Raw genomic sequence first — 25,115 nt, forward strand, 5'->3', positions numbered from 1 at the left:
CTGGGGGACGAGGTGGCCGGCCGCGGTGCAGCGGGGTCGGATGGGCACCGCGGCCGGACGTTTCTCGTGCAGGGCGTCAGCCCTTCGTGCCGCCCGCGGTGAGGCCGGTCACCAGGTTCTTCTGGACAAGGTAGAAGAAGGCGGACACGGGTATCGCGATCAGCACGGCGGTGGCGGCCATCAGATGGCGCTGGGCGTCGTGCTCGCTGATGAAGCTCTGGAGGCCGACGGCGAAGGTGTACTTGGTGTCGGACAGCATGAACGTGGAGGCGAAGGCGACCTCGCCGAAGGCCGTGATGAAGCTGTAGAACCCGGCCACCGCCAGGCCCGGCCGGGCCAGCGGCAGGATCAGCCGGAAGAAGGTGCCGATGGGGGTGAGCCCGTCGACCCGGCCGGCCTCGTCGATCTCGAACGGGATGGTGTCGAAGTAGCCCTTGAGCAGCCAGGCGCAGTACGGCACCGCGGTCGAGCAGTAGACCAGGATCAGTCCGAGGTAGCTGTCGATGAGCTGGAGCTCGGACATGATCTGGTACATCGGCACGATGAGCACGGCGATGGGGAACATCTGCGTGAGCAGCAGGACCCACATCAGCTTCTTGTAACCGGGGAAGCGCATGCGGGAGACGGCGTAACCGGTGCTGGCCGCCACCATGACGCCGATGACCGTGGTGCCGAGCGAGACGATCAGCGAACTCTTCAGCCAGTGGAAGAAGTTGGTGTCCTGGAGGACGAAGACGTAGTTGTCGAGCGTCATCTTCCCCCAGATGCCGCCGGGACGCAGGTAGTCGTCCTTGTCCGGGCCGAGGGACAGGTAGATCAGCCAGGCGATGGGGAAGAGCGCGATCAGGCTCGCGACCGCCAGGACGCCGTGCGACGCGGCGGTGGCCAGCGGGCTGCGGCGTCCGCGCCGGCGCACCGTGCCGGGTTCGGTCGCGGACGCGGGGCCCCGGTCCGCCGGAGCGGACGCCTTGGTGACGGTGGGGGTGCTCATGGGGGCTCCTGCCTCAGATCGCGAGCTGCTGCTCATTGCGGTTCAGCCAGCGGCGGTAGAAGGAGGTGAAGACGATCAGGATGGCCAGCAGCAGGATTCCGTAGGCCGCGGACTGCGCGAACTCGCGCGGCTGCTGCCCGAAGCCGAGCTGGTAGGCCCAGGTGACCAGGATCTGCGCGTCCGGGGCGGTGTTGCCGAACAGCAGGAAGATGATCGCGAACTGGTTGAAGGTCCAGATGATGCCGAGCAGGACGACGGTGGAGCTGACCGAGCGCAGGCCGGGCAGGGTGACGTAGCGGAACCTCTGCCAGGCGCTCGCGCCGTCCATCTCGGCGGCCTCGTAGAGCGAGGAGTCGATGGACTGGAGGCCGCCCAGGAGGGAGACCATCATGAACGGCACACCGCACCAGGTGTTCACCATGATCGCGGCGAACCGCTGCCAGAAGGTGTCCTCCAGCCACTGCGGCGTCGGCAGGTGCAGCGTCTCCAGCGCCGAGTTGATGATGCCGGAGTCGGCGAGCATGAAGCGCCAGCCGAAGACGGTGACGAAGGTGGGCACGGCCCAGGGCAGGACGAGGATCAGCCGGTAGAAGGTGCGGCCGCGCAGCTTCTGGTTGAGCAGCAGGGCCAGGCCCAGGCCGATCGAGTAGTGCAGGGCCACGCAGGCCGCCGTCCACACGATCGTCCAGATGAAGTGCGACCAGAAGCGCTCGTAGGCGGTCTCGCCCCACAGGATGTCGGCGTAGTTGTCCAGGCCGATGAACTTGTAGGTGGCCTCGATCTCGTTGACGCCGATGGTGCGGGCGCTGTTGAGGCTGTCGGCGTCGGTGAGGGTGAGGTAGAAGCCGTACGCCAGCGGGTACAGCACGAGGACGCCGAGCACGACGGCCACCGGCGCGATCATGGCGTAGGCGTACCAGTGCCGCTGGTATCCCTGCTTCAGGCGCCGGCCCAGGCCGGGCCGCGGGGTCTGGTCACCGCGGCGCCTGCCGGTCGCGCGGTCGATGGCGACTGTCATGGTTCGACAACCTTCTCGGAGTCCTGCGGGTCAAGGGGTACGCCCGAGGCGGCCGCCGGGTCCCCTCCCCCGGTGCGGGGGGACCCGGCGGCCGCGCCGGCTCACTTGCTGAAGTCCGGCACCAGTTCGGCGACCGCCGTCTCGATGTCGCTCAGCCCCTTGTCCAGGGACTTCTTGCCGCTGGCGATCTGCGGCAGGTGGTCGTCCAGCGGCGTCCACAGGGAGCTGTACTCGGGCAGCGCCGGGCGCGGCTGGGCGGCGGCGAGGACGCCCTGGTAGCCGGCGATGCCCGGGTCGGCCTTGACCTCGGCGGTGTAGGCGTCGTCGCGGGTCGGCAGGGTGGAGTTCTTCAGGGCGATGGTCTCCTGGGACTTCGCCGAGGTCATGAACTTCACGAACTTCAGCGACGCCTCCTGGTGCGCCTTGTCCGAGCCGGCGTAGACCGAGAGGTTGTGTCCGCCGGTCGGGGCGCCCGCCTTGCCGGTGGAGCCCGCCGGGACGGTGGCGATGCCCAGGTTGTTCTTGTCCTTGAAGGCCGAGCCCTTGTAGAAGTTGGTGATCTCCCACGGGCCCTGGATGATCGAGGCGACCTTGCCGTTGACGAAGGCGTCCTGGATGTGGGCGTAGGCGTCGGCGGTGACGTCGGCCTTGTGCAGGCCCTTGCCCTCGAAGAGGCTCAGCCAGGTGCCGTAGGCCTTCTTGGCCTCCGGCGAGTTGACGGTGATCTTCTTGGCCTCGGCGTCGACCGTGTCGGTGCCCTCGCCGTGGAGGAACGGCTGCGCGTAGTAGCCGGCGGTGGAGCCCCAGTAGCCGTCGACGCCGGTCTCGTCCTTGATGGTGGCGGCGGCCTTCTTCAGGTCGTCCCAGGTCTTGGGAGCCTCTACGCCGGCCTTGGCGAACAGTTCCTTGTTGTAGACGAAGGCGAGGGTGTCGGTGACCAGCGGGACGCCGTAGGTCTTGCCCTCGTACGTGGCCTGCTCGATCAGGCTGGGCTGGAACTTGTCCTGCTCGGCGAGGGCCTCGGTGCCGTCCAGCGGCAGGAAGAAGCCCTTCTTGGCGAAGGCCGGGGTCCAGCCGACCTCGGAGCGCAGGACGTCCGGGGCACCCTTGGAGCCGGCGGCGGTGTCGAACTTGTTCTGCGCCTGGTCGAAGGGGACGTTGACGTAGTTGACCTTGATGTCCTTGTTGGCCGCCTCGAACTCCTTGACCAGGGCCTTGTACGTCGGCGCCTCGTTGGTCGCGTTGGAGGTGTCCCACCAGGTGATGGTGACCGGCCCGCCGGACTCGCTGTCGCTACCGCCGTCCCCGCCGCACGCCGTCGCCGCGAGGGCGAGGGACGCCACGAGCGCAGTGGCCGCTATGCCACGCCGCATGAGTTCTCCTTGAGGGTGAAAGCCCGTGTGGTGCGGGAGGGGTCCCGTCCCCCCTGCCGCCGTCTTGCCGACCGCGCCGTTGCGCCCGCCGGGCAGCGGTGAGATTAGCCCCGCCCCACGCCCTTGCGAAAGACCTTGCAGAAAAAATGTGCAAGGACTGCCGACAGTTATCCCGTCGTGACCCGTCCTCGACCGTGACGAGACGCCCGTGGATCGAGTTTGAGCCGGTGTTTCCGCCCGTACGGCGGTCGGTCGGTCACTTGTGCAAGACTCTGCAAGGACTTGCCACACGCTTCGACAGGGGATCGCGATGACGCAACAGCCCGCAGCGGCCCGTTCCACGGGACGCACCAGGCGTGGAGCCGGTGTGCAAGGCGTCATACGGCCGGTACAGTCCACCCCTGTGACCACACGGCTTGCCGACATCGCTGCGCAGGCGGGGGTGAGCGAAGCGACCGTCAGCCGCGTCCTCAACGGGAAGCCGGGCGTCGCCGCCACCACCCGCCAGTCCGTGCTGGCCGCGCTCGACGTCCTGGGTTACGAGCGCCCGGTGCGGCTGCGGCAGCGCAGCGAGGGGCTGGTGGGCCTGATCACCCCCGAGCTGGAGAACCCGATATTCCCGGCGCTGGCGCAGGTCATCGGCCAGGCGCTGACCCGGCAGGGCTACACCCCGGTGCTGGCCACCCAGACCCCGGGCGGCTCGACGGAGGACGAGCTGACCGAGATGCTCGTCGACCGCGGCGTCGCCGGGATCATCTACGTCTCGGGGCTGCACGCCGACACCACCGCCGACATGCAGCGCTACGAGCGGCTGCGCGCGCAGGGCGTGCCGTTCGTCCTGGTGGACGGGTTCTCGCCGAAGGTGCAGGCGCCGTTCATCTCCCCCGACGACCGGGCCGCGATGTCCCTCGCGGTCACGCACCTGGTCTCGCTGGGCCACACCCGCATCGGGCTGGCCCTCGGCCCGAAGCGGTTCGTCCCGGTGCAGCGCAAGATCGAGGGCTTCGTGCGCACCATGCAGGAGCAGCTCCGGCTCAGCGCGCAGACGGTCGAGTCGGACCTGGTGCAGCACTCGCTGTACACCCTGGAGGGCGGTCAGGCGGCGGCGACCGCGCTCATCGAGCGGGACTGCACGGCCGTGGTGTGCGCCAGCGACATGATGGCGCTGGGCGCGATACGGGCGGCGCGGCAGCGCGGCCTGGAGGTACCCACGGACATCTCGGTGGTCGGCTTCGACGACTCCCCGCTGATCGCCTTCACCGACCCGCCGCTCACGACCGTCCGCAAGCCGGTGCCCGCGATGGGGCAGGCGGCGGTGCGCACGCTGCTGGAGGAGATCGGCGGCACCCCGGCCCCGCACAGCGAGTTCGTGTTCATGCCGGAGCTGGTGGTGCGCGGCTCGACGGCGTCGGCGCCGGGCGAGCGCGGACGCGCCTGAACACCCCGGATCGTCCTCAAGTCGGAGAGGACGGCGCGGATCGCCGTGCGGGGGGAGGAGACACGGGCCTTCGGGCGGTGTAGAACATGCGTCCAGAACCCGTCGGGGGGATGATCGGTGGGGGAAGGCTTTTCTGGCAGACTCTGTGCCTATGGGTGACACGACCGTGACGACGACGGAAGGCCGGGAAGCGGCCGTTCCGGCCCCCGTCGCGGCCGAGACGGGGCAGGGCCCCCTGCACCGGCTGCGCGCCCCCCGCCGACCGCGGCTGTGGTTCGAGATCCTGCTGATCGCGGTGAGTTACGGGACGTACTCGCTCGTCCGCAACGCCGTGCCGGAGCAGCGCGCACAGGCCATGAGCAACGCCGACTGGATCTGGAAGGTCGAGCAGCAACTCGGCATCGCCGTGGAGCAGTCGGTCAATCACGCCGTGAACTCGGTGACTTGGCTCGTCGTCGGCATGAACTACTACTACGCGACGCTGCACTTCGTCGTCACTCTGGGTGTCCTGGTGTGGCTGTACCGCAGTCACCCGGGCCGCTACGCCGCCACCCGGCTGGTGCTGTTCTCGACCACCGGCGCCGCCCTGCTCGGCTTCTACCTGTATCCGCTGGCCCCGCCCCGGCTGATGAACGGCACCCAGTTCATCGACACGGTCATGGTCCACCAGACCTGGGGTTCGATGGCGTCCGGCGATCTGAAGAACATGTCCAACCAGTACGCGGCGATGCCCTCGATGCACTTCGGCTGGTCCACGTGGTGCGGGCTGACGATCTTCGCCCTGGCGACCGTCCCGTGGGTCCGCGTCCTGGGCCTGCTCTACCCCGCGCTGACGCTGGTGGTGATCGTCGCGACGGCCAACCACTTCTGGCTGGACGCGGCGGGCGGCGCCGTGTGCCTGGCCTTCGGCTACGCCCTGGCCCGCGTCTGGTACGGCAGCCTGCCGTACCGGCTGCCGAGGGCGGCGGCGCCGCGGGGCGGCCCGCTGGTGCCGTCCCAGGCCTGACCCGGCCCGGACCGGGGCGCAGCCCTGCCCGGTCCGGCGGTCACCCTCCGTAGAACAGCTCCTCGACCACGCCCCGGGCCCGCCGGGTGGTGCGCCGGTAGGCGTCCAGCATGTCGCCCGCGTGCCCGGGCCCGTACCCCAGGTACCGGCCGACCGCCGCCAGCTCGCGGCTCTCCGACGGGAACGTGTCCCCGGCCCGCCCCCGCACCAGCATCACCGCGTTGCGCACCCGCGTCGCCAGCACCCAGGCCTCGTCCAGGATCCCGGCGTGCTCCTCGCCCAGCAGCCCGGCCTCGCGGGCCGCGGCCAGCGCCTCCCGGGTGCGCGTGGTGCGCAGTCCGGCCACCTCGTGCCCGTGCCGCAGCTGGAGCAGCTGCACCGTCCACTCCACGTCGGACAGCCCGCCCGGGCCGAGCTTGGCGTGCAGCTTGGGATCGGCACCGCGCGGCAGCCGCTCGGACTCCATCCGGGCCTTCAGCCGCCGGATCTCCCGTACGGCGTCGTCCCCGAGCCCGCCCGAGGGGTAGCGCAGCGGATCGACCAGTTCGATGAAGCGCCGGCCCAGGTCCTCGTCGCCGGCCACGAACTCCGCGCGCAGCAGCGCGTGCGACTCCCACGTCAGCGACCAGCGCCGGTAGTAGGCCGCGTACGACTTCAGGGTCCGCACCAGCGGCCCCGACTTGCCCTCCGGGCGCAGGTCGGCGTCGACGAGCAGCGGCGGGTCGGCGCTGGGCAGCGCGAGCAGCCGCCGCATCTCGGCGACGACGCGGTTGGCGGCGTCCCCGGCCTCCCGCTCGCCGACCCCGTCGCGCGGCTCGTGCACGAACAGCACGTCGGCGTCCGAGCCGTAGCCCAGTTCGTGGCCGCCGAACCGCCCCATGCCGATGACCGCGAACCGGGTCGGCAGCACATCGCCCCAGCCCTCGCGCACCACGGCCCGCAGGGTCCCCGCGAGCGTCGCCGCCGTCAGGTCCGACACGGCGCCGCCGACCCGGTCCACCAGCGCGCCCTGGTCGGCCTCGACGGGCTGGGTCTCGGTGCCGTAGGAGCCGACGATGTCGGCGGCGGCCGTGCGGAACAGCTCCCGCCGCCGCACCCCGCGCGCGGCCGTGACCGCCTGCACGGCGCCGTCCGCGCGCCGTACCGCCGCGAGGATCTCCTGCTCCAGCTGGGCCCGTCCGCGCGGCGCGAGTCCCCCGCCGTCGCCGTCGCCGAGCAGCGCCACCGCCTCCGGCGCCCGCATCAGCAGGTCGGGCGCGAGCCGCCCGGCGGACAGCACCCGGGCGAGGTTCTCGGCCGCCGCGCCCTCGTCCCGCAGCAGCCGCAGGTACCAGGGCGTCTTGCCCAGCGCGTCCGACACCTTCCGGAAGTTGAGCAGCCCGGCGTCCGGGTCGGCCGAGTCCGCGAACCAGCCCAGCAGCACCGGCAGCAGCGTCCGCTGGATGGCCGCCTTGCGGCTGACCCCGGAGGCCAGCGCCTCCAGATGCCGGAGCGCGGCGGCGGGGTCGGCGTACCCGAGCGCGACCAGCCGTTCCCGGGCGGCCTCGGCGCTCAGCCGGGCCTCGCCGGGGGCGAGCTGGGCGACGGCGTCGAGCAGCGGCCGGTAGAACAGCTTCTCGTGCAGCCGGCGCACCACGGAGGCGTGCCGCCGCCACTCGCGCAGCAGCGTGCTGACGGGGTCGGTGCGCATCCCCAGCGACCGTCCGAGCCGCCGCAGATCGGCCTCGTCCTCGGGCACCAGGTGCGTGCGCCGCAGCCGGTGCAGCTGGATCCGGTGCTCCATGGAGCGCAGGAACCGGTAGGCCTCGTCGAGCTGGGCGGCGTCCGCCCGCCCGACGTACCCGCCGGCGGCCAGCGCCTTCAGCGCCTCCAGGGTGGTGCCGCTCCTGAGCGAGGCGTCGGCCCGCCCGTGCACGAGCTGGAGCAGCTGCACGGCGAACTCGACGTCGCGCAGCCCGCCCGGGCCCAGCTTCAGCTGCCGGTCGACCTCCCGGACGGGGATGTTCTCCACCACCCGACGGCGCATCTCCTGCACGTCGGCGACGAAGTTCTCCCGCTCGGCGGCCTGCCACACCAGCGGCTGGAGCGCCGCCACGTAGGCCTGTCCCAGCTCGGCGTCGCCGGCCACCGGGCGGGCCTTGAGCAGCGCCTGGAACTCCCAGGTCTTGGCCCAGCGCTGGTAGTACGCCAGATGGCTGCTGAGGGTGCGCACCAGCGGCCCGTTGCGGCCCTCGGGCCGCAGGTTGGCGTCGACCGGCCAGATCGACCCCTCGACGGTGGTCTCCGAACAGATCCGCATCAGGTGCGAGGCGAGCCGGGTGGCGGCCCGCAGCGCCGTGGCCTCGTCGGCCCCGTCGACGGCCTCGCCGACGAAGATGACGTCGACGTCGGAGACGTAGTTCAGCTCGTCGCCGCCGCACTTGCCCATGGCGATCACCGCCAGCCGGCACACGGCGGCGTCCTCCGGCGCCGCCTGCCCGGCCAGCGTCAGTGCGGCCCGCAGGGTGGCGGTGGCCAGGTCGGCCAGCTCGGCGGCGGTCTCGGCGACGTCGATGGTGCCGCAGACGTCCCGGGCGGCGATGGACAGCAGGCAGCGCCGGTAGGCGACGCGCAGCGCCACGGGGTCGCCGGCCTCGGCCAGCCCGCGCTCGAACTCCTCCACCCCGCGGTGCAGGTCCTGCGGCTCGTACATGACGAGGGCCCGCCAGTCCCCCGCGTGCCGGGCGAGGTGGTCGCCGAGCGCCTCGGAGGCGCCGAGCACGCCCAGCAGCCGGTCGCGCAGCGGCTTGGCCGCTATCAGGGTGTCCAGCAGCTCACGCCGCTCGGTGGGCCCCGGCTGGGCCTCCAGCAGCCGCACCACGCCGTGCAGGGCGAGATCCGGGTCGGCGGTGGCGCCGAGGGCCTCCAGCAGCACCGGGTCGTTGCGGACCGGGGCCAGCTCCACGCTGTCCAGCAGCCGCTCGGCGGCCGAGGGGTCGGTGAAACCGTGCCGCAGCAGTCGGGTGAAGGTGCTGCTCCTGCGCCCCGGCGCCGTCATCCCCGGCCTCCCGTCGGATCAAGGTCGTCCTGGCCAGAGCCTAACGGGACCGGCGCGTTCGGGCCGCGATGAGTTCCGGGGACGCCGGGAGTCTTCCGTACGTCACGAGGAGACGCACCATGACCGAGACGCCGCCCCGCACCCTGCTCGACCCGCGTCGCAGCGACCCGTCGGCGACCGCACACCCGGCGACCGCACATCCCCGGCCCGAGGCGGCGGCCCGGCTCGCCGTGGCGGAACTCGGTGGCGCCGCACACCGTTTTCGGCTTCGGTGGGGGGAGCCGTTCAACCGGAGGCGGTGGCGGTTCAGGTGACGACGCCGATGGAGGATGCCCCATGGACATGACCCTCGAAGTGATCCCGCTGCCGGTGACCGACATCGACCGCGCCCGGGACTTCTACCGCGACAAGGTCGGCTTCCACGTCGACATCGACCAGGAGGTGATGCCGGGCATGCGCATCGTCCAGCTGACGCCTCCCGGCTCCGGCTGCTCGATCGCCCTCGGCGACGCCATCTGGGACCTGACCCGGGGCCAGACGAAACCGGCGCCCGGCTCCTACCAGGGCCTCCAGCTGTGTGTCGCCGACATCGAGGCGGCCCGCGCGGAGCTGGTCGCCCGCGGCCTGGAGATCTCCGAGCCGGTCCGGTACGCGCCGGACGACGGGGCGACGTTCATGTACTTCACGGACCCGGACGGCAACGGGTGGGCGGTCCAGGAGTACCGCCGCCGCGCGACGGAACCCCTGCACGAACTCCTGGCCCAGCTGAAGTCCCGGGGCGACGCCCCGCAGGGCTGACGCCGGGGGCACCGCGCAGCCCGGCGTGACGGGGTGCCTCCCCCAGAGGGGGCACCCCCCAGCGCCCACCCGTGCCGCCCTGGGGGCACCTCCCAGGCCGTTCAGGCACTGGGGGAGGCACGGCTGTGCGGGGCGGGAGCGGTGACGGAGCCTGGGCGGCTGCCCGCAGGCGCCCCCGTACCACCCGCCACAGCGAAGGCGCTACGCGCACCCCCGCCGGAGCCGCAGTGGCGCCGCGGGCATCCACCCGCGGCGGCGCACCCCGACGCACACCCCCGCCCCCGACCGCCCGCTCAGGCGCCGCAGGCGCGGGGTGTCAGCGGCAGGCTGCCACGTTGTCCGCCGTGCCGGGCTGGGCGGCGGCGCGGACCTGGGTGAAGTTGGCGGTGAACGCGTCGTACACGGACGGCGTCGTGATGCGGAGCATGGCCTCGTCGTTGTCCCGCAGCGCGGGCCCGCTCCAGTTGTGGCTCCCGGTGAAGACAAGCCGGTGGCGGGCGCCCGCGTACATACCGTCGATCATCATGTTCTTGGAGTGCACGATCCGGTTGGGCGTGTCCGGATTCGCGTCGTGGTCGTGCTGGTAGCAGCGGGTGGTCAGACGGGTCTGACCGTGCAGGGCGTTCCACGTGCCCGTGTCGGTCTGGCTGTAGACGATGTCGACCGTGCATCCGGCCGCCGCGAGGGAGCGCAGCTTGTCCGCGACCGCCTGACGGGTGATCTTCAGCATGGCGACCCGGATGGCGGTACGGTGCGAGCCGCTCGCATCGGACCACGTGCAGCTGACGTTGTCGAGCGCGTTGACCACGGTGTCGGTGTCCGCCGTGCTTCCCGCGCGCGGGAAGAAGTACACCTTGTACGCCCCCGCGTTGGCGTAGGTGTAGCTCCAGTCGGCCCGGTCCTGCCTGGCGAGCTTGCCGAAGTAGGACGTGTACGCCGAGTACAGCTCGGCGTTGCCGGCCACGCTCACCGCGCTGTTCCAGAAGCGGGAGTAGTTCGACGGAGTGAGGTTGGAGGTGGTCTGGAGCACCACCTGCCGGGCCGCGCCCCCGTCCAGGCTGCTGAAGAGCAGGAACTTGTTGTGGTTGATGCCCTTGCCGGTGGACCCCAGGCAGGAGGTCCCCGTGCGGCACAGGGTGACGTAAGAACCCCGGCTGATGTCGGTGCCCAGAGCGGACTTCAGGACGTTGTAGGAACCGGGGTAGTCGAGCGTCGTACTGTCCAGCACGACACGCACGTCGACGCCCCGCGCGGTGTGCGCGGACGCCAGCTCCTGGGCGACCGTCTCGTCCCAGAGGTGATACATCGCCACCTGGACGGTGGAACCGGGGTCGGCGGCGGCGACGAGTGCCCGCACCTGGTTTCTGATGGCGTACTGCTGGGCGGTGTCGCTCGATGCGGGGTTGTTGAAGAGCGGGCCCATGGGCGGCACGGCGGCCGCGCCGGTCGCGGCCTCGGCCGTTCCGGCAGCGCGCGCGGCGGTCCGGGCGGCGGCCTGACCGCCTCCCGCCGCTCCGAACAGCCCGACCGCCATCAGTAACGCGGAGCCGGCAGCGCAGAGACGTCGGTGCATGCGTGACAACATGAGCCCCCCTATTGCTCGCACATGGCCATGCCTTTTGCATGCATGACCGGAAACGAACGAATCCTGGCATGCTGTCAGCTACGTCTGCCAGACGGAGACCGGCCAGCGGCAGACCGCCACACCCGGCTGTCCGCGGCTCGCCACGTGCAACGGCGCGGCAGGCACCGCCCGCCGCGCCGCAACAAGAACTCAGCCATTCAGCCGTTCAGCCCTTCAGCCGTTCAGCCCGTCTCCCGCCACCGATTGGTGATCGGCAGCCGGCGGTCCTTGCCGAAGCCCTTCGCCGAGATCTTCGTCCCCGGCGGGTACTGCCGCCGCTTGTACTCCGCCGTGTCCACCATCCGCAGCGTCCGCGTCACCAGCTCCCGGTCGTACCCGGCCGCGACGATCTCGTCGGCCCCCCGGTCCCGGTCGACGTACAGCTCCAGGATCGCGTCCAGCACCGGATAGTCCGGCAGCGAGTCCGTGTCCACCTGCCCCGGCCGCAGCTCCGCGCTCGGCGGCTTGGTGATCGAGTTCTCGGGGATCGGCGGCGTCTGGCCCCGCTCCCGCGCCGCCCGGTTGCGCCACTCCGCCAGCCGGAACACCGATGTCTTGTAGACGTCCTTGATCGGCCCGTACGCCCCCACCGAGTCGCCGTACAGCGTGGAGTAGCCGACCGCCAGCTCCGACTTGTTGCCGGGCGCCAGCACGATGTGCCCCTCCTGGTTGGAGATCGCCATCAGCAGCGTCCCGCGCAGCCGCGACTGGAGGTTCTCCTCCGCCAGCCCCGTCAGCCCCAGCGAGGACATGTACGCGTCGAACATCGGCTCGATCGGCACCGTCCGGTAGTTCAGCCCGGTCCGCCGCGCCAGCTCCGCCGCGTCGTCCTTGGAGTGCTCGGACGAGTACTTGGACGGCATCGACACGCCGTACACGTTCTCCGCGCCCACCGCGTCGCACGCGATCGCCGCCACCAGCGACGAGTCGATCCCCCCGGACAGCCCGACCAGCACCGACCGGAACCCGTTCTTCGCGACGTACGCCCGCAGCCCCACGACCAGCGCCGAGTACACCTCCTCGTCGTCGTCGAGCCGCTCCGCGTACCCCCCGCTCAGCTCCGCCGCGTACGGCGCCACCGGCTCCTGCGAGAGCACCACCCGCTCGATGCGCAGCCCGTCGTCCACGACCCCGCCCGGCGCGTCCGGCGCCGCCGCGGGCAGGTCGAGGTCCAGCACCACGCATCCCTCGGAGAACTGCGGGGCCCGCGCGACGACCTCCCCGTCCGCGTCGACGACGATCGAGTCGCCGTCGAAGACCAGCTCGTCCTGCCCGCCGATCATCGCGAGGTACGCGGTGGTGCAGCCGGCCTCCTGCGCCCGCTTGCGCACCAGCTCCAGCCGCGTGTCGTCCTTGTTGCGCTCGTACGGCGAGGCGTTGATGGAGAGCAGCAGCCCGGCCTTCGCGGACCGCGCGGCCGGCACCCGCCCCCCGTCCTGCCACAGGTCCTCGCAGATGGCGAGCGCGACGTCGATGCCGCGCACCCGCACCACGGGCATGGTGTCGCCGGGCACGAAGTACCGGAACTCGTCGAACACGCCGTAGTTCGGCAGGTGGTGCTTGGCGAAGGTGAGCACCACCTGCCCCCGGTGCAGCACCGCCGCCGCGTTCTGCGGCGCCCCGGCCGGCTGGCCGTACTTCGGCTGGGCGGTCTCGCTGCGGTCGAGGTAGCCGACGACGACCGGCAGCTCCCCCAGGCCCTCCTCGGCGAGCCGCGCCGCGAGCGCGCGCAGGGCGGCGCGGGAGGCCTCCACGAAGGACGACCTCAGGGCCAGGTCCTCGACGGGATACCCGGTCAGCGCCATCTCGGGGAACGCCACGAGGTGCGCTCCCTGCTCGGCGGAGTGCCGGGTCCAGCGCACGATGGTCTCGGCGTTGCCGGACAGGTCGCCGACGGCGGCGTCGATCTGGTTCAGGGCGAGTCGTAGTTGAGGCACGCCGCCAGTGTAATCGTCAGACCGACACGATGGGGTGAGCCGGGCCCGGGGCGCCGGGGACCCGGAATGGCCTCATCGAACACACGGCCTCTACGCTGCGGAGAGAGCGGTACGGGACGCCACCTCCGCAACGCGTACGAAACGGCGCTGTGGTGTCATGCTCGGGTACCCGACCGCCTCCCGCGGTACCGGGGACAAGCGACCTGGCCAGCAAGGATGGGGAAGCGGAAGATGGACAAGCAGCAGGAGTTCGTGCTCCGGACCTTGGAGGAGCGGGACATCCGGTTCGTACGCCTGTGGTTCACGGACGTGCTGGGCTTTCTGAAGTCCGTCGCGGTGGCCCCGGCCGAGCTGGAGCAGGCCTTCGACGAGGGCATCGGCTTCGACGGCTCCGCCATCGAGGGCTTCGCCCGGGTGTACGAGTCCGACATGATCGCCAAGCCGGACCCGTCGACGTTCCAGATCCTGCCCTGGCGCGCGGAGGCCCCGGGCACGGCGCGGATGTTCTGCGACATCCTCATGCCGGACGGCTCCCCGTCCTTCGCCGACCCCCGCTACGTCCTCAAGCGCGCCCTGAACCGCGCCTCCGACTCGGGCTTCACCTTCTACACCCACCCGGAGATCGAGTTCTTCCTGCTGAAGGACAAGCCGGTCGACGGCTCGGTGCCCACCCCGGCGGACAACTCCGGCTACTTCGACCACACCCCGCAGAACATCGGCATGGACTTCCGCCGCCAGGCGATCACCATGCTGGAGTCGATGGGCATCTCCGTGGAGTTCTCCCACCACGAGGGCGCGCCGGGCCAGCAGGAGATCGACCTGCGCTACGCCGACGCGCTGTCCACGGCGGACAACATCATGACCTTCCGCCTGGTGATGAAGCAGGTGGCGCTGGAGCAGGGCGTGCAGGCGACGTTCATGCCCAAGCCCTTCTCCGAGCACCCGGGCAGCGGCATGCACACCCATCTCTCCCTCTTCGAGGGCGACCGCAACGCCTTCTACGAGTCCGGCGCCGAGTACCAGCTCTCCAAGGTCGGCCGGTCCTTCATCGCGGGCCTGCTGCGGCACGCCGCGGAGATCTCGGCGGTCACCAACCAGTGGGTGAACTCCTACAAGCGCATCTGGGGCGGCGCCGAGCGCACCGCGGGCGCCGGCGGCGAGGCGCCCTCGTACATCTGCTGGGGCCACAACAACCGCTCCGCCCTGGTCCGCGTCCCCATGTACAAGCCGGGCAAGACGGGCTCGGCGCGGGTGGAGGTCCGCTCCATCGACTCGGGCGCGAACCCCTACCTGACCTACGCCGTCCTCCTCGCCGCCGGCCTGAAGGGCATCGAGGAGGGCTACGAGCTGCCGCCGGGCGCCGAGGACGACGTGTGGGCCCTCTCGGACGCCGAACGCCGCGCGCTGGGCATCGAGCCCCTCCCGCAGAACCTGGGCGAGGCCCTGACCCTGATGGACCGCAGCGACCTGGTCGCCGAGACCCTCGGCGAACACGTCTTCGACTTCTTCCTGCGCAACAAGCGCCAGGAGTGGGAGGAGTACCGCAGCGAGGTCACGGCGTTCGAGCTGCGGAAGAACCTGCCGGTGCTGTAAGCGCAGGTCAGATCGGTTTTCCCGCTGGTTCAGCGGATGGGGCCGACGGTCGCGGACCGTCGGCCCCAGCGCGTGTCACCGCTCTTGGGCCGTCTCTGGGCCGTCCGGGGCCGGATCGGTGCCCTCGTACATGCCGTCCACGGCCTTCCGGGCCCGAGCGTCGCTGCTCGGCATGAGGTGCGTGTAGACCCGGAGCGTGAACCCCGGATCGTTGTGTCCCAGGTAGTTGCTCAGCGCCTTGACGTTCTCGCCGGCATCCAGGAGGACCGAGGCGTAGAAGTGCCTGAGAGCGTGCATGCCGTGTTCGCGGGCAGCCTGGTAACGCTCCCCCGGCTTCGGCGCGGGGATCACCCCGGCGGCCACGAGAGCAGGCTTCCATGCGCGGTCGTTGAAATCGGTACGCCGAACTGCCCCCGCACCGTCCAGCCGGGTGAATAGCAGCCGTTTCGTGACGGGCGGGCCATCCACCCGGAGCCACGGCAAGGTGATCTCTACTGGGGGAAACACCTCCATGTGTTCCTTGAGGACATGTGCCACGCGGTTCGGCAGGGGAACGTCACGGATCTTGTTTCGCTTCGGCGGTGCGAACACGAGACCCTCCTTGGTCACCTTCACCTGGTTCGCGATGTGCAGCCATCCGGAGTCAAAGCCGATGGCATCGACAGGCAACCCGAAGATTTCCCCTTGCCGGAGTCCGCATCCGCCTCCGAGGTCGACCATCGCGCGGTACCGCTCCGGCAGCGCAGCTCGTACGGCGAAGACGCGCCCCGCACTCCACGGCACAACGCGACCAGTGCCCGCAGCAGGCGGGCGCACTGATTGCGCGTGGCACGGGTTCTTCGACAGGTGTCCGTCGTCCACGGCCGCATTCAGGACCGTCGACACGTTGTTGTAGATCACGCGCCGGTACGACGACGCAGGGACAGCCCGTTCCAGTTCGCTGAGCCAATCCCGGATGTGTTCCGGCTTGAACGAGCCGAGTGGTCGCGGTCCCAGGTAGGGGATCGCGTGACCGCGGATCGCGGACTCCACGGACTCTCGCGTGGTCATGTCGGTCGTCTGCGTGTTCAGCCACTTCTCGGCGTACTGCCGGAACGTCACTCGGCTCGCAGCGGGGTCCACGTACTGTCCCCGAGACATGTCCGCCTCAATGTGGGCGAGCCACTGATCAGCCAGTCGCTTCTGTCCGTCGGGGAATGACTTGCTCTTCTCGGTTCCGTCGGGGCCGATGTAGCGGGCGCGGTAGCGCATCCCGGTGCCGTAGCGGTCCGTGCGTACGCGGCGGGGCTTGCCGGCGGCGTCGGGCTCGGTTTTGTACCACCGATCCTGGATATGGCCTGCCATCAGGCAGTGATCCTCTCGACATGCGGCAGGGAGAGCCGCCGTACGGCTCTCCCTGCTGAGTGGTGGATATCCGGTTAGGCAGCGGCTTCGGCGTGCTTGCGCTGGTCGACGTAGGCCCGGACGTCGGCGGGGTCGTAGCGAAGGTGCCTGCCGATGCGGAAGCCGCGCGGGCCGGTGCGCTTCTTGCGCCACTGGTAGACGGTCTCCAGAGGCACCTCGAACATCTCGGCGATGTCGTCAGGCGTGAGGTACCGGTCCGGGAGACCGCTTCGGAGGGTGGCGCGGGGATCAGGATCTGTCGGCTTTGCCATAGGGCCTCCAAGCAGGAAGGGCCGCGTCTGTCCGAGGTGCGGATTTCTGCGTCACCGCGTCATCTGCGTCATTCAGGGTTCTGACCTGCCGGTTTGAGTGACGCAGGGATTTTCGGGGTGCGTCACCCGGTGACGCAGGCTTCCGTCACCGGTGACGCGGGTGACGCGGGGTGACGCATCCGCCGCCCGTCTGCGTCACCGCTCTCTGGGCAGGTCACGGGGCGTTTGCCGTCCGTGGGTGACGCAGGTGACGCAGCGTCTCTTTCCTTCGGACAAGAGAGGTGGTGGTCTCTGTTGTGGTGCGGCTCAGGGCGTGAAGAAGGAGCCGCTTCGCGGCGCGACCATTGCAGGGCGGCGTTGCCGCCGAACAGCAAGAGGAGCACTCGGGGGCGGGGTGCTCCTCTTGCTTGTGGCCACCGGCAGGGGGCCGGTGGTCAGAATGCCGGTTCCTGCTCGTGTGCCGGCGGCGGGGCCGGAGGCCGGGCCATCTCGATGTACCGGGCCGCTTTGGTGCGTCCCCAGTCGATGAGGACGCCCCGGGCGGCGAGGGTGGGCTGAAGGCGCTTGAGGCGGTCTGAGAGCACCTTGCCGGTGGTGGGCCAGCCTTTTGGAAGGGGGCGGCAGTCCTCGCCGCTGTAGAGGCCCGTGAGGGCGTGCAGCCACTCGGCGGACGTCATCCGCTCCTCTGCGCCCGGAGCGAGGCCCGCGGCGTACTTCAGGACGGTCTGCGCCAACAAGTCGCCCTCGATCACGTCGTCGTTGAGGTCGTCCAGGCTGGCCCGGTAGGCGGCGAGCGCACCGAACCCGGTGGCCGCGTCGAGCTGCGCGCACAGGTGCGCGAAGTCGGCCATCCGCAGGTCGGTCGGGATGTCCGCCTCTGCCGCACGGACCTTGACCGTGAGGTCGAGCAAGGACCCCAGGATCACGGGCAAGGCCTGCGCGTACTCCGCCCACAGCTCCGCTTCGGTGCGCCGGACGCTGGGGCGTTCCAGCCGGAGCGGCAGGAGCCGTTCGGCAAGGTCGGGCCGGATCACCCCGACGTCGATGCCGGTCAGCAGCAGGGGGCGGCGGTAGCGGGCCCGGACGACGTCTCCGTCGGTGTACAGGGCGCGCTTGACGGTCTCGGCCCCGGTGACGATGCAGCACATCGCGTCCGACAGGTCGGGGGCGAGGTGGGAGAGGTTGTCCAGGGCGGTGACCCAGCCGGCGGCCACGGCCGCGATCAGGTTTTCCTCATCCTTCGGGGCCCGGCGCAGGTCGCCGCTCATGCCCTCGATGATCCGTACGAGCATCCGCCCGCCCGTCGACTTGCCCGCGCCCTGGGGGCCGGTGAGGAACGGGGCGGGGACGGGAACGGACGGTTCCAGGCAGCCGATCAGCCACGCGATGGCCAGGCACTCGGTCTCGGCGTTGGCGAAGTTGCACAGCCTGAGCAGGAGATCGATGCCCTTGCCGTCGGTGTCCTTGGCAGGCAGGGGCAACTCGCCCGTGAGTTGCGTGCGGCGCCAGCAGACCTCTGCCGGGTCGGGGGTGCGGATGTCCCATCCGGTGGGGTGGATACGGACCGACTGCCCGTCGTCGCGTCCCAGGTCCAGCCAGGTCGCCCCGTCGAACCCCGGCGCCACGCGGATGTGTACGGGCTGTACGTCCTGGCTCAGTGCGAGTGCCTCGATCAAGTCGAGTGCCTCCTTCAAGGCGGTGCCGTTGAAGACGCCGTGTCCGTCGCGGAAGAGCCCGACCATGAGTTCCTGCCGATGGCTGCCCGATGTGCCCTGGGAGCGGATCGGGCGGGCCACGGGGTGGCCGTTCCTCTGCGCGTACACGGTCCCGTCAGCGGTGCGGAAGTACCGGAAGTGCTCCTGTGCGTAGCCCGCGATGACGTCCCGCGCGGGGGGCTTGTCGTCGTCGGCCATGGCTCACAGTCCCAACGTGGTACGGGCGTTGGTCCACGCGTCCGTGCAGTGCCGGGCCGTCTCGCCTTTGGCCTGCGCGGCGGCGAACAGCCGGGCGACGTGCGCATCGGTCAGGCAGCCGCACCGACCGTGCCTGGACAGCACCGCGAGAAACGTCCGGTACACGCTCGCGTGCACCGCACTACGTGCCTCGGTGATGCGCTGCACGGCCATCGCGATGCCGCGTTCCAGGTAGGCGGGCGTGCGGTGTGGGCACGCCCCGGCGCCGGTCCCTGCGGGTACGGTGCCGGCGGGCGGTGCCGACCGGGCCGGGGAAGGCTTCTTCGCCGCGAGGGCGCGCACGGCGTCCGGCAGGTCGGCCATGTGGCCGGTGCCGGGTCCGAGGTAGCGGGCGTACGACATGCAGGACTTGATGTCGACGCCGGGCCGGACCGCGTTGTGTGAGGCCATGGTGCCCCGGTAGATCCAGTGCTCACCGCGCGTGGTCGGCACGGTGCGTGTGGCGGGCAGAGCGGCACGGGCCCACGCGATGGCGTCCGCGTCGTCCAAGTCCACCACCGTCAGCCCGGCGGCGCCGGGGTGGTAGGCCACGCACACCGCCCGGCGCCACGCCGCTGCCCACGGACGGGAGACGATGACTGCCCGGTCGGTGGTGGCGGCGGCCCACGCGTGGCAGACGCCGGGGCAGTCGCAGGGGCCCGGGGTCTTCATGTTCGGCCGGCCGCCGCACGCGTTGTCCGCGCACGTGGGGCAGTTGCCGAACGGGACCTTGCCCCGGCGCAGGGGCAGTACCGGCAGGCCGGACGCTGCCAGGCTGAGCGCGGTGTCCAAGACCCGGAGCGGCCGGAAGCTATCCGGCACTCGTCGGGTGGGGGTCGGTTGCGTCATGCTGGGAGACCTCCACAGGTCACGTGGGTGGCAGGTGGACAAGGGCGGCCCCGGTGTTCTTGGCGGAATCGGGGGCCGCCCTTGGCGTAGCTAGAAGTCGTTGCCGGTCATGTGAGCGATAGGGCCGGGGCAGTAGCTGTCGGGGCAGTCGCAGCCGCTGCACTCGTTGCAGATGTCGCCGGAGCACTCGTCACACAGGAAGTGGCCGGGGCATCCGTAGTCGCCGCACTCGTCGCAGTACTCGTCTTCGAACATGCAGTGATCTCCTATGGTCAGCCGTGGAAGTGGTTGCGCTTGATCACGGCCTTGCGGATGTTGACCGTGGTCCCGCCCTGGTGGCCGCTTGCGCTGAAGACCTGCACCGCGATCCAGCCGCCGAAGATCACGGCGGCCAGGATGATGAGTTGGCCGATGAACGCGGTCAGGGCCGCGATGAACGAGGTGAGCAGCAGCAGACCGCCGCACACCGCGAGGAACCCGACGCCTCCGAGGGCGACGTTCACGGCCGTGCGGGATACGGCCGGCTTGGCGGCGACCGGTTCGGGCTGAGCCGGAGCCACGGCGTAGCCGGTGACGACACGGCCGTCCGGCAGGACGACGCTCGCCACGGCCGGGACGTGGCACGGCTGGTCGGGGATGACCGGCGCCGCGGGGGCGGCGGGGATGACCGGGGTGGGGTGGTGGACCACGAGGGGCGCGGTCCGGTGGGTGGGGTCGTTCACGGTGGCGGTGTCCTTTCAGTTGCCGAGGGCGGACAGGGCGTCGGCGGATGCCTGCACGAGGTTGTGGATGGGCTCGTAGGCGCCGGTGCCGGCGGCGAAGAACCCGAACAGGAACAGCACGATGGCGGCGCCGCCACCGGCGGACCTGGTCCTGACCGCGAAGACGGATGCGACGCCGAACAGCAGCACGGCGGAGATGTTGAACAGCACGAGGAACTCGCTTTCGGGCGAGGCAGAGGGGTGGATACGCTTGCGGGGCCCCGGGTGCTGGCAAGCTTGGGGCGCCTGACCGGCGACCGCGCCCGCCTAGCTCCCGCTCGGAGCGGGGTCCGTCTCATGACGGGCGGTCGCCGGTCGCATGCTCAGTCGGTGCCGGCGCGGTAGATGCGGGCCCAGCGGTTGTAGAGCCAGCGGCCGGTGCGGATGCGCTTGCCGGTGGCGTGGCAGCGGCGGCAGTCCTTGCCGCGCTTCATGCGGCCCTTGCGGTCGGTTTTGAGGGCGTGGCCCATGCCACGGCAGCGGCGGCAGTCACCGAACGGCGACACCGCACACAAAGAGGCGTAACAGAGTGTGATGGCGAGTATGAGGGTGATAGCGAGCAGGGCGGAGGTCATGTGGGGCCCTTCCTGGCGGGGTTTCGGGGATTGGCGCAGGTGGGCCGCTATCCGCTAGCGGCCTGATCAGAGGCGGTTTGGGGCGCTAGCGGGGCCGCTAACGTTAGCGGGGTGTGCCGCTATCGTTAGCGGCCCCGGAGTGTCAGCCCGCGTCCCGCTTTCCGTCACGCTCCGCGATCGCGGTGGTGATGTGGGAGCGGTCGACTCCGCGCCGGTTGACGACCTTGCCGTCGACGCGGCGCCCGACCTGGATGGTGGAGATGCCGTGCGGCTTGAGGGCGGTGGCGAGCGCGTCGGGGTCCCATCCGTCGTAGACCTCGGGGCGCAGGTCCGCGAGCCGGGTCACGATGGTTTCCGACCACGCCTTGGCCTCCTTGGCCGGGACCACGGCGAGGATGTCCGCGAGCAGGTCGTAGGCGGCTGTGGTCGGCTCCGGTGCCTCTCCGAGGGCGTGGCCGGCGAGCAGTCCGGCCTTTTCGCGGGCGCGGCGGGCGCGGGCTGCGATGGCTTCGGCGCCGCCGGCGTCGACGTAGACGGAGCGGACGATACGGGCGTCGGACCCCTCGCCCACGAAGTAGTGGATGCCCTTGTCTCCCCAGGCGAACATGGTCGCGCGCACGCCGCGCTTGTAGGCGGAGGTGCCCAGGACCATGTCGTTCTCCAGCTGGCCCATGACCTTCAGGCACCACCGCGCGGAGGCGTTGGCGCTGATGCCGGTGGGCAGCGACTTGGCGTCCGGGCGCTGCGTGGCCAGCAACACGACGATGCCGGTGGCGGGTCCGCGCTTGACCAGGTCGGTGATGATCTCCTCGAACTCCTTGCCGTGTTCGGGGTGCTCGAAGAGGACCTGGCACTCATCGACCCCGACCACGATCGGTTGCAGGCCCAACGACCGCTTGTCCGCGAGTGCGGACGTCACCTTGGACTCGGGGCAGATGTCCCGGGGCAGGGAGCGGATCACCTTCGTGCGGCGGCGCAGTTCCTCGCGCAGGGCGCGGAAGTCGTCCAGGGCGTACTGCACGGGTTCGTCGTCGTCGCCGGCGGCGTGCCGGTAGCCGACCGCGTTGCCCACCGGGTCGAGGTCGCCGGTGCCCTTCATGTCGTAGGTGTGCAGCTCAGCACGCGGATCGAGTGCCGCGATGAGCAGCAGCAGACGCAGCAGGAACGTCTTGCCCATGCGGGGGATGGCGCCGATGACGCCCGCGATGTACATGAGCGTGACCTCGGTCCACCGGCCGCGCTGGTCGGTGCCGTAGGCGACCGGCTTGAACAGGTCCACGCTCCCGGACTTCAGCAGCGGCCACGCCGGCTGAGAGGCGCGGGACATGTCCTGGTCTCCGACCCACAGCACCAGGTGCCCGGTGTGCTCATCCGGCACCGCTTCGGGCCACACGCACCCCAGCGGGCGGCGCAGACCGGAGGCGAGCCGCTCGCGGCGTTCGATGATGTCCGTGACCGTGACGCCGTAGGGCAGGTTGCCCTCTGCGCGCCAGCCGGGGCCGTCGCGGGTGATGGGGGTGGTGAACTCGAATCCGTCCCGCCCCTTGGCCTGCGCCTGATTGATCGCGGGGATGCCGAGTGCCCCAAGGGCGCGGAGGACGATGTCACTGGTGAGCTTGGTGGCCTTGGGCAGTTCCACGGCCCGGTGCACGACCGGGGCGTCTGCCTTGCGGCCGGCCGCCCCGAGGGCGAGCACGACCGCGCCGACGGAGACGGCTTGCAGCCAGTCGGGGGCCAGGACGTACAGGGCGAGCGCGAGACCGAGGCCGGTGAACAGCGCGAGCGCGGCGACCAGGGTCCGCAGCCGGACCCGTCCGTCACGCTGCCGCGACAGCTTCAGGTACTCGGCAGCGTCCTCCCGCCGCACGGCGGCGAGCCGGACCGGTTCGCCCTCGCGGTCGGCCACCCACCGCATCGTGCCCCCAACGAACCGGGCGGCGCCGGCCGGGGCCTGGAAGGCGAGACGGGCGGCGTAGACCGGGGCACGGAGCGCGTGGTAGCCGGCGGCGTGGGCGTAGTGCCGGGCCACCCACCCGGCGGCGGTGCGCAGCTCCGCTACGGACTTCAGCCAGACCGGTACGACCGCGCGGCGGCGAGCGCTGGCGAGCCGACCGAGGTAGCCGGGACCGGTCGCCGTGGGGGCGGGCTGGTCGACCATGACCGGCGTGTCCGGGTCGGTCGGCTCCGGGCCGGGGATGGTGGGGGCCGGTTCGCGGGCGGCGCGGGCCTTGTCCAGGTCGACCACGTCGGCGCCGTGGCCGGCAGCCATCTCGGCTTCCAGCCGGTTGAACAGTTCATCGTCGTCGGGATGCTTCACTGAGACGTCCTTCTCTCGCAGAGGGAAGGCGGGGCCCGGTCCGTCGCTGTAGGAGGTGGGCGAACGGGCCCCGCCGGGACTTCAGGCGGCGTACTGCTCGGGGTAGGCGCACGGCACGCACCTGCCGAGCGACACGGGGATGACGTAGCCGGCGTCACGACCGCAGGCGGGGCAGGTGCGGCGGGCGGCGTTGGCCCTGGTGAGCGCCGCCCACCGGGCCGGCGTCATGGGACGGACCGGCTTGGCCAGGTCGATGCGGTAGAGGTAGGCGACCAGCGGGCCCCGGCGGCGGCGCGGCCGTTCGAGCTGCGCCGCCACCTCCTGACCACCGGGCCGCAGGCCACGGGCACGCAGTTGGCGGCGGGTGGCGTAGCCGTCCGGGGCGAGCCGCCACTGGTAGACCGGCAGCGCGGCCATCACGCGACGCGCTTCCACGCGGCCCGCAACCGCACCTCACTCGCGGAGTGGCCGGCGGCCCGGAAGCGGGCAGCCATCTCGCGGTACGACAGGGGCGGGGTCTGGCTGTGCCGGATGTCGTGAACGAGCCTGTCCAACGCATCATCCGACAGGGCCGGCGCTCCCGTCTCCAGCGCCGGTACCTGCTCGGTGGGCCCCCACACGGGGAGTTCCCAGCGGGGTGTGACGCCGGACGTGACGGGGGCCGTCACGCTGGTCAGCGCCCTGCCGGTCTCCTCACCCTTGCGGGCCGTCTCCAGCGTCGACCACGCCCCCGCGAGCCTCTGCGCGGTCTGTGCCTGGACGCGTGCGACGCGGGCACCGGCTTCCGTCACGGCCGTCAGCCGGGTCTCCTCGGTGGCCGCTTCCGCCCGCAGCCGGGCGCGGGCCACGGCCGCTTCGTCCCGCGCTTCCTGCTGGATACCGCGGATCGCGTCCAGCGCGAGCGGGGTGAGCGCCGTGCGCTCCCACAGGCTGTGCACGAGCCACAGGGCCTTAGCCGCGATCGGCAGCCACGCCACAGCCAGCCACGCCCCAGAGTGGTCGGCAGTCAGGGCGTGGGCGACCAGGACCCCCGTCGCCATGAGCCCAAACGACCAGCCGACCGCGGTCACGGTGGGATTGTGGTCGCCCTGCGCGGCCAGGCGGCGTTCGTAGGCGAGCGTGGCCAGCCATCCCCCGTCGATACCGAGACCGACGACCAGAGCGACCGGCCACGGCACCGCCGTGCCCAGCCACATCACGACCACGGCCAGGGTCAGGACCATGGACACGGCCGTCATCGCGACAGCCGGCAGAACGGTCTTCGCCTTCACCGGGCACCTCCCGCCTGCCCCGCCGGGGCCGTGCCGGTCACCGCGACGTCCGCGAAGCCGGTCAGGACGATCACCGCGCCAGCGAACCGGCCCTCTGCCTTCAGCACGCGGGTACGGCCGTCGCTCTGGGTGCCGTAGCCGACCGCATCCGGGGCGATCCGCAGCGCGGTACGCCACTGCTCGAACGCGGCGAAGCTCCCCTCTGAGGAGTCGTGAAAGGACAGCCGCAGCCACTCCGGGAAGACGGGAGACACGGTCACGTCGGGAGCGGGCAGGTGCGGGAAGTCCACGGCCAGCAGCCGCAGCGCCCGCAGCGAGACCGAGAGGTCGTCCAGCGTCACGCCGCACCTCCGGGCAGGCTCGTACCGGCCGCGCGGTTGACCAGCGCGACCCGGGCGGCGAGCGCCCGGCGCCGGGCCCGGCGGATACGCCGTTCGTCCAGCTCGGTCGGGACGCGGTCCAGGGTGGTGATGTGCGCGTCCAACAGGTCGACGTCGGCCAGGATGACGGGCATCTCCTGCTCGATTGCGTTCAGCTCAGCGACGGTCGGTTCCATCCACGGAGCGAACGCGGTAACAGCGTCCTGAACAGTGACGATGTGTTCCATGGGTCGTGGTTCCTTCCAGCGAGGAACGGCCCTAACGCGGCTCCCGGGAGGCACCCCGGGAGCCGCTTGCCGTTGGAGTCGATTCCGGCTCCCCTCAGCGCTGCTCGTACGAGACGAGCAGCGGAGGCAACCGGCCGCAGATGTGAGCTGCGGAATGGTCGAGGGGTGCGCGGGCGCCGTGGCCCCGCGCCGGCCGCCTTATCGGAGGAGGCGGCGACCTCATCACGCTGTTGAGTTCTCAAGCAACGACCAGCCCAGGGCCCGAGGCGTGCGGCCGTGGCCGCCTTCCTGTCGGGCTGTCCCGTCCGGCGTG

The 25,115-nt window shown here is 71.1% G+C and carries 23 protein-coding genes; 4 read left to right on the forward strand and 19 right to left on the reverse strand.

Annotated elements, in window-relative coordinates; all coding sequences use genetic code 11:
• Window positions 1-76: 76 nt before the first annotated feature.
• The 3 genes from ACZ45Q_RS05885 to ACZ45Q_RS05895 all read right to left on the reverse strand — a co-directional run bounded on the left by ACZ45Q_RS05885 (window position 77) and on the right by ACZ45Q_RS05895 (window position 3,382).
• Window positions 77-991 carry a sugar ABC transporter permease gene (locus ACZ45Q_RS05885; protein ID WP_468255516.1) on the reverse strand — a complete coding sequence of 305 codons (915 nt, stop codon included), beginning with the start codon at window positions 989-991 and terminating at the stop codon, window positions 77-79.
• 13 nt (window positions 992-1,004) lie between these two features.
• The gene (locus ACZ45Q_RS05890; protein WP_468255519.1) at window positions 1,005-2,009 is read right to left on the reverse strand and encodes a carbohydrate ABC transporter permease; all 1,005 of its coding nucleotides are present in this window, start codon (window positions 2,007-2,009) and stop codon (window positions 1,005-1,007) included.
• Window positions 2,010-2,110: 101 nt separating this feature from the next.
• Entirely contained in the window at window positions 2,111-3,382 is a 1,272-nt protein-coding gene (locus ACZ45Q_RS05895; protein WP_468255522.1) for an extracellular solute-binding protein, read from the reverse strand.
• A gap of 403 nt (window positions 3,383-3,785) precedes the next feature.
• Between ACZ45Q_RS05895 and ACZ45Q_RS05900 the strand changes: the two genes are divergently transcribed.
• Together ACZ45Q_RS05900 and ACZ45Q_RS05905 are read left to right on the forward strand one after the other, a co-directional pair.
• Entirely contained in the window at window positions 3,786-4,820 is a 1,035-nt protein-coding gene (locus ACZ45Q_RS05900) for a LacI family DNA-binding transcriptional regulator (protein ID WP_468255524.1), read from the forward strand.
• Between the two features lie 151 nt (window positions 4,821-4,971).
• Entirely contained in the window at window positions 4,972-5,826 is an 855-nt protein-coding gene (locus ACZ45Q_RS05905) for a phosphatase PAP2 family protein (protein WP_468255526.1), read from the forward strand.
• A gap of 40 nt (window positions 5,827-5,866) precedes the next feature.
• On the opposite strand, the gene ACZ45Q_RS05910 is transcribed toward ACZ45Q_RS05905, so the two are convergent.
• A complete protein-coding gene (locus ACZ45Q_RS05910; protein ID WP_468255529.1) occupies window positions 5,867-8,863 on the reverse strand; it encodes a bifunctional [glutamine synthetase] adenylyltransferase/[glutamine synthetase]-adenylyl-L-tyrosine phosphorylase in 2,997 nt (998 codons plus the stop codon).
• A gap of 336 nt (window positions 8,864-9,199) precedes the next feature.
• Between ACZ45Q_RS05910 and ACZ45Q_RS05915 the strand changes: the two genes are divergently transcribed.
• Window positions 9,200-9,661, forward strand: a complete 462-nt coding sequence (locus tag ACZ45Q_RS05915) for a VOC family protein (RefSeq protein WP_468255531.1) — start codon at window positions 9,200-9,202, stop codon at window positions 9,659-9,661.
• Between the two features lie 316 nt (window positions 9,662-9,977).
• Here the strand turns inward: ACZ45Q_RS05915 and ACZ45Q_RS05920 are convergent, their stop codons facing one another.
• Window positions 9,978-11,234 (reverse strand): phospholipase D-like domain-containing protein, encoded by a 1,257-nt coding sequence (locus tag ACZ45Q_RS05920; RefSeq protein WP_468255534.1) that lies wholly within the window; start codon window positions 11,232-11,234, stop codon window positions 9,978-9,980.
• Window positions 11,235-11,467: 233 nt separating this feature from the next.
• The gene (locus ACZ45Q_RS05925; RefSeq protein WP_468255537.1) at window positions 11,468-13,222 is read right to left on the reverse strand and encodes an NAD+ synthase; all 1,755 of its coding nucleotides are present in this window, start codon (window positions 13,220-13,222) and stop codon (window positions 11,468-11,470) included.
• 231 nt (window positions 13,223-13,453) lie between these two features.
• Between ACZ45Q_RS05925 and glnA the strand changes: the two genes are divergently transcribed.
• The gene (gene glnA, locus ACZ45Q_RS05930) at window positions 13,454-14,815 is read left to right on the forward strand and encodes a type I glutamate--ammonia ligase (protein ID WP_468255540.1); all 1,362 of its coding nucleotides are present in this window, start codon (window positions 13,454-13,456) and stop codon (window positions 14,813-14,815) included.
• A 75-nt stretch (window positions 14,816-14,890) separates the two neighbouring features.
• Here glnA and ACZ45Q_RS05935 read toward each other — a convergent pair whose 3' ends face one another.
• The 13 genes from ACZ45Q_RS05935 to ACZ45Q_RS05995 form a co-directional block, all read right to left on the reverse strand.
• On the reverse strand, window positions 14,891-16,159 hold the full coding sequence (locus ACZ45Q_RS05935) for a tyrosine-type recombinase/integrase (protein ID WP_468255542.1): 1,269 nt from the start codon (window positions 16,157-16,159) through the stop codon (window positions 14,891-14,893).
• Between the two features lie 74 nt (window positions 16,160-16,233).
• Window positions 16,234-16,470, reverse strand: a complete 237-nt coding sequence (locus ACZ45Q_RS05940; protein WP_468255544.1) for a helix-turn-helix transcriptional regulator — start codon at window positions 16,468-16,470, stop codon at window positions 16,234-16,236.
• Window positions 16,471-16,904: 434 nt separating this feature from the next.
• Window positions 16,905-18,383 carry an ATP-binding protein gene (locus tag ACZ45Q_RS05945; RefSeq protein WP_468255547.1) on the reverse strand — a complete coding sequence of 493 codons (1,479 nt, stop codon included), beginning with the start codon at window positions 18,381-18,383 and terminating at the stop codon, window positions 16,905-16,907.
• A 3-nt stretch (window positions 18,384-18,386) separates the two neighbouring features.
• Window positions 18,387-19,271 carry a bifunctional DNA primase/polymerase gene (locus ACZ45Q_RS05950; RefSeq protein WP_468255550.1) on the reverse strand — a complete coding sequence of 295 codons (885 nt, stop codon included), beginning with the start codon at window positions 19,269-19,271 and terminating at the stop codon, window positions 18,387-18,389.
• A 90-nt stretch (window positions 19,272-19,361) separates the two neighbouring features.
• Complete coding sequence (locus tag ACZ45Q_RS05955) at window positions 19,362-19,526, reverse strand: hypothetical protein (protein WP_468255553.1); 165 nt, start codon at window positions 19,524-19,526, stop codon at window positions 19,362-19,364.
• Between the two features lie 17 nt (window positions 19,527-19,543).
• A complete protein-coding gene (locus ACZ45Q_RS05960) occupies window positions 19,544-19,993 on the reverse strand; it encodes a hypothetical protein (RefSeq protein WP_468255554.1) in 450 nt (149 codons plus the stop codon).
• Between the two features lie 15 nt (window positions 19,994-20,008).
• Entirely contained in the window at window positions 20,009-20,203 is a 195-nt protein-coding gene (locus tag ACZ45Q_RS05965; RefSeq protein WP_468255556.1) for a hypothetical protein, read from the reverse strand.
• A 152-nt stretch (window positions 20,204-20,355) separates the two neighbouring features.
• On the reverse strand, window positions 20,356-20,607 hold the full coding sequence (locus ACZ45Q_RS05970; protein ID WP_468255557.1) for a hypothetical protein: 252 nt from the start codon (window positions 20,605-20,607) through the stop codon (window positions 20,356-20,358).
• A gap of 142 nt (window positions 20,608-20,749) precedes the next feature.
• Window positions 20,750-22,924 carry a cell division protein FtsK gene (locus ACZ45Q_RS05975; protein WP_468255558.1) on the reverse strand — a complete coding sequence of 725 codons (2,175 nt, stop codon included), beginning with the start codon at window positions 22,922-22,924 and terminating at the stop codon, window positions 20,750-20,752.
• A gap of 81 nt (window positions 22,925-23,005) precedes the next feature.
• Window positions 23,006-23,341, reverse strand: a complete 336-nt coding sequence (locus tag ACZ45Q_RS05980; RefSeq protein WP_468256450.1) for an RRQRL motif-containing zinc-binding protein — start codon at window positions 23,339-23,341, stop codon at window positions 23,006-23,008.
• Window positions 23,341-24,195 (reverse strand): protein spdB, encoded by an 855-nt coding sequence (locus ACZ45Q_RS05985; protein WP_468255560.1) that lies wholly within the window; start codon window positions 24,193-24,195, stop codon window positions 23,341-23,343. The genes ACZ45Q_RS05980 and ACZ45Q_RS05985 overlap by 1 nt, the downstream gene beginning before the upstream one ends.
• Complete coding sequence (locus ACZ45Q_RS05990; RefSeq protein WP_468255562.1) at window positions 24,192-24,536, reverse strand: hypothetical protein; 345 nt, start codon at window positions 24,534-24,536, stop codon at window positions 24,192-24,194. The genes ACZ45Q_RS05985 and ACZ45Q_RS05990 overlap by 4 nt, the downstream gene beginning before the upstream one ends.
• Window positions 24,533-24,802, reverse strand: coding sequence for a DUF6284 family protein (locus ACZ45Q_RS05995; protein ID WP_468255564.1), 270 nt, complete (start codon window positions 24,800-24,802; stop codon window positions 24,533-24,535). The genes ACZ45Q_RS05990 and ACZ45Q_RS05995 overlap by 4 nt, the downstream gene beginning before the upstream one ends.
• Window positions 24,803-25,115: the final 313 nt, after the last annotated feature.

The sequence above is a fragment of the Streptomyces sp. NPDC031049 genome (assembly GCF_055571015.1).

Bases quoted from the DNA above. Each gene is read 5' to 3' on its own strand.
- ACZ45Q_RS05885 (WP_468255516.1), bottom strand. From the start codon at position 991: ATGAGCACCCCCACCGTCACCAAGGCGTCCGCTCCGGCGGACCGGGGC.
- ACZ45Q_RS05890 (WP_468255519.1), bottom strand. From the start codon at position 2,009: ATGACAGTCGCCATCGACCGCGCGACCGGCAGGCGCCGCGGTGACCAG.
- ACZ45Q_RS05895 (WP_468255522.1), bottom strand. From the start codon at position 3,382: ATGCGGCGTGGCATAGCGGCCACTGCGCTCGTGGCGTCCCTCGCCCTC.
- ACZ45Q_RS05905 (WP_468255526.1), top strand. From the start codon at position 4,972: ATGGGTGACACGACCGTGACGACGACGGAAGGCCGGGAAGCGGCCGTT.
- ACZ45Q_RS05910 (WP_468255529.1), bottom strand. From the start codon at position 8,863: ATGACGGCGCCGGGGCGCAGGAGCAGCACCTTCACCCGACTGCTGCGG.
- ACZ45Q_RS05915 (WP_468255531.1), top strand. From the start codon at position 9,200: ATGGACATGACCCTCGAAGTGATCCCGCTGCCGGTGACCGACATCGAC.
- ACZ45Q_RS05920 (WP_468255534.1), bottom strand. From the start codon at position 11,234: ATGCACCGACGTCTCTGCGCTGCCGGCTCCGCGTTACTGATGGCGGTC.
- glnA (WP_468255540.1), top strand. From the start codon at position 13,454: ATGGACAAGCAGCAGGAGTTCGTGCTCCGGACCTTGGAGGAGCGGGAC.
- ACZ45Q_RS05935 (WP_468255542.1), bottom strand. From the start codon at position 16,159: ATGGCAGGCCATATCCAGGATCGGTGGTACAAAACCGAGCCCGACGCC.
- ACZ45Q_RS05940 (WP_468255544.1), bottom strand. From the start codon at position 16,470: ATGGCAAAGCCGACAGATCCTGATCCCCGCGCCACCCTCCGAAGCGGT.
- ACZ45Q_RS05945 (WP_468255547.1), bottom strand. From the start codon at position 18,383: ATGGCCGACGACGACAAGCCCCCCGCGCGGGACGTCATCGCGGGCTAC.
- ACZ45Q_RS05950 (WP_468255550.1), bottom strand. From the start codon at position 19,271: ATGACGCAACCGACCCCCACCCGACGAGTGCCGGATAGCTTCCGGCCG.
- ACZ45Q_RS05955 (WP_468255553.1), bottom strand. From the start codon at position 19,526: ATGTTCGAAGACGAGTACTGCGACGAGTGCGGCGACTACGGATGCCCC.
- ACZ45Q_RS05970 (WP_468255557.1), bottom strand. From the start codon at position 20,607: ATGACCTCCGCCCTGCTCGCTATCACCCTCATACTCGCCATCACACTC.
- ACZ45Q_RS05980 (WP_468256450.1), bottom strand. From the start codon at position 23,341: ATGGCCGCGCTGCCGGTCTACCAGTGGCGGCTCGCCCCGGACGGCTAC.
- ACZ45Q_RS05995 (WP_468255564.1), bottom strand. From the start codon at position 24,802: ATGGAACACATCGTCACTGTTCAGGACGCTGTTACCGCGTTCGCTCCG.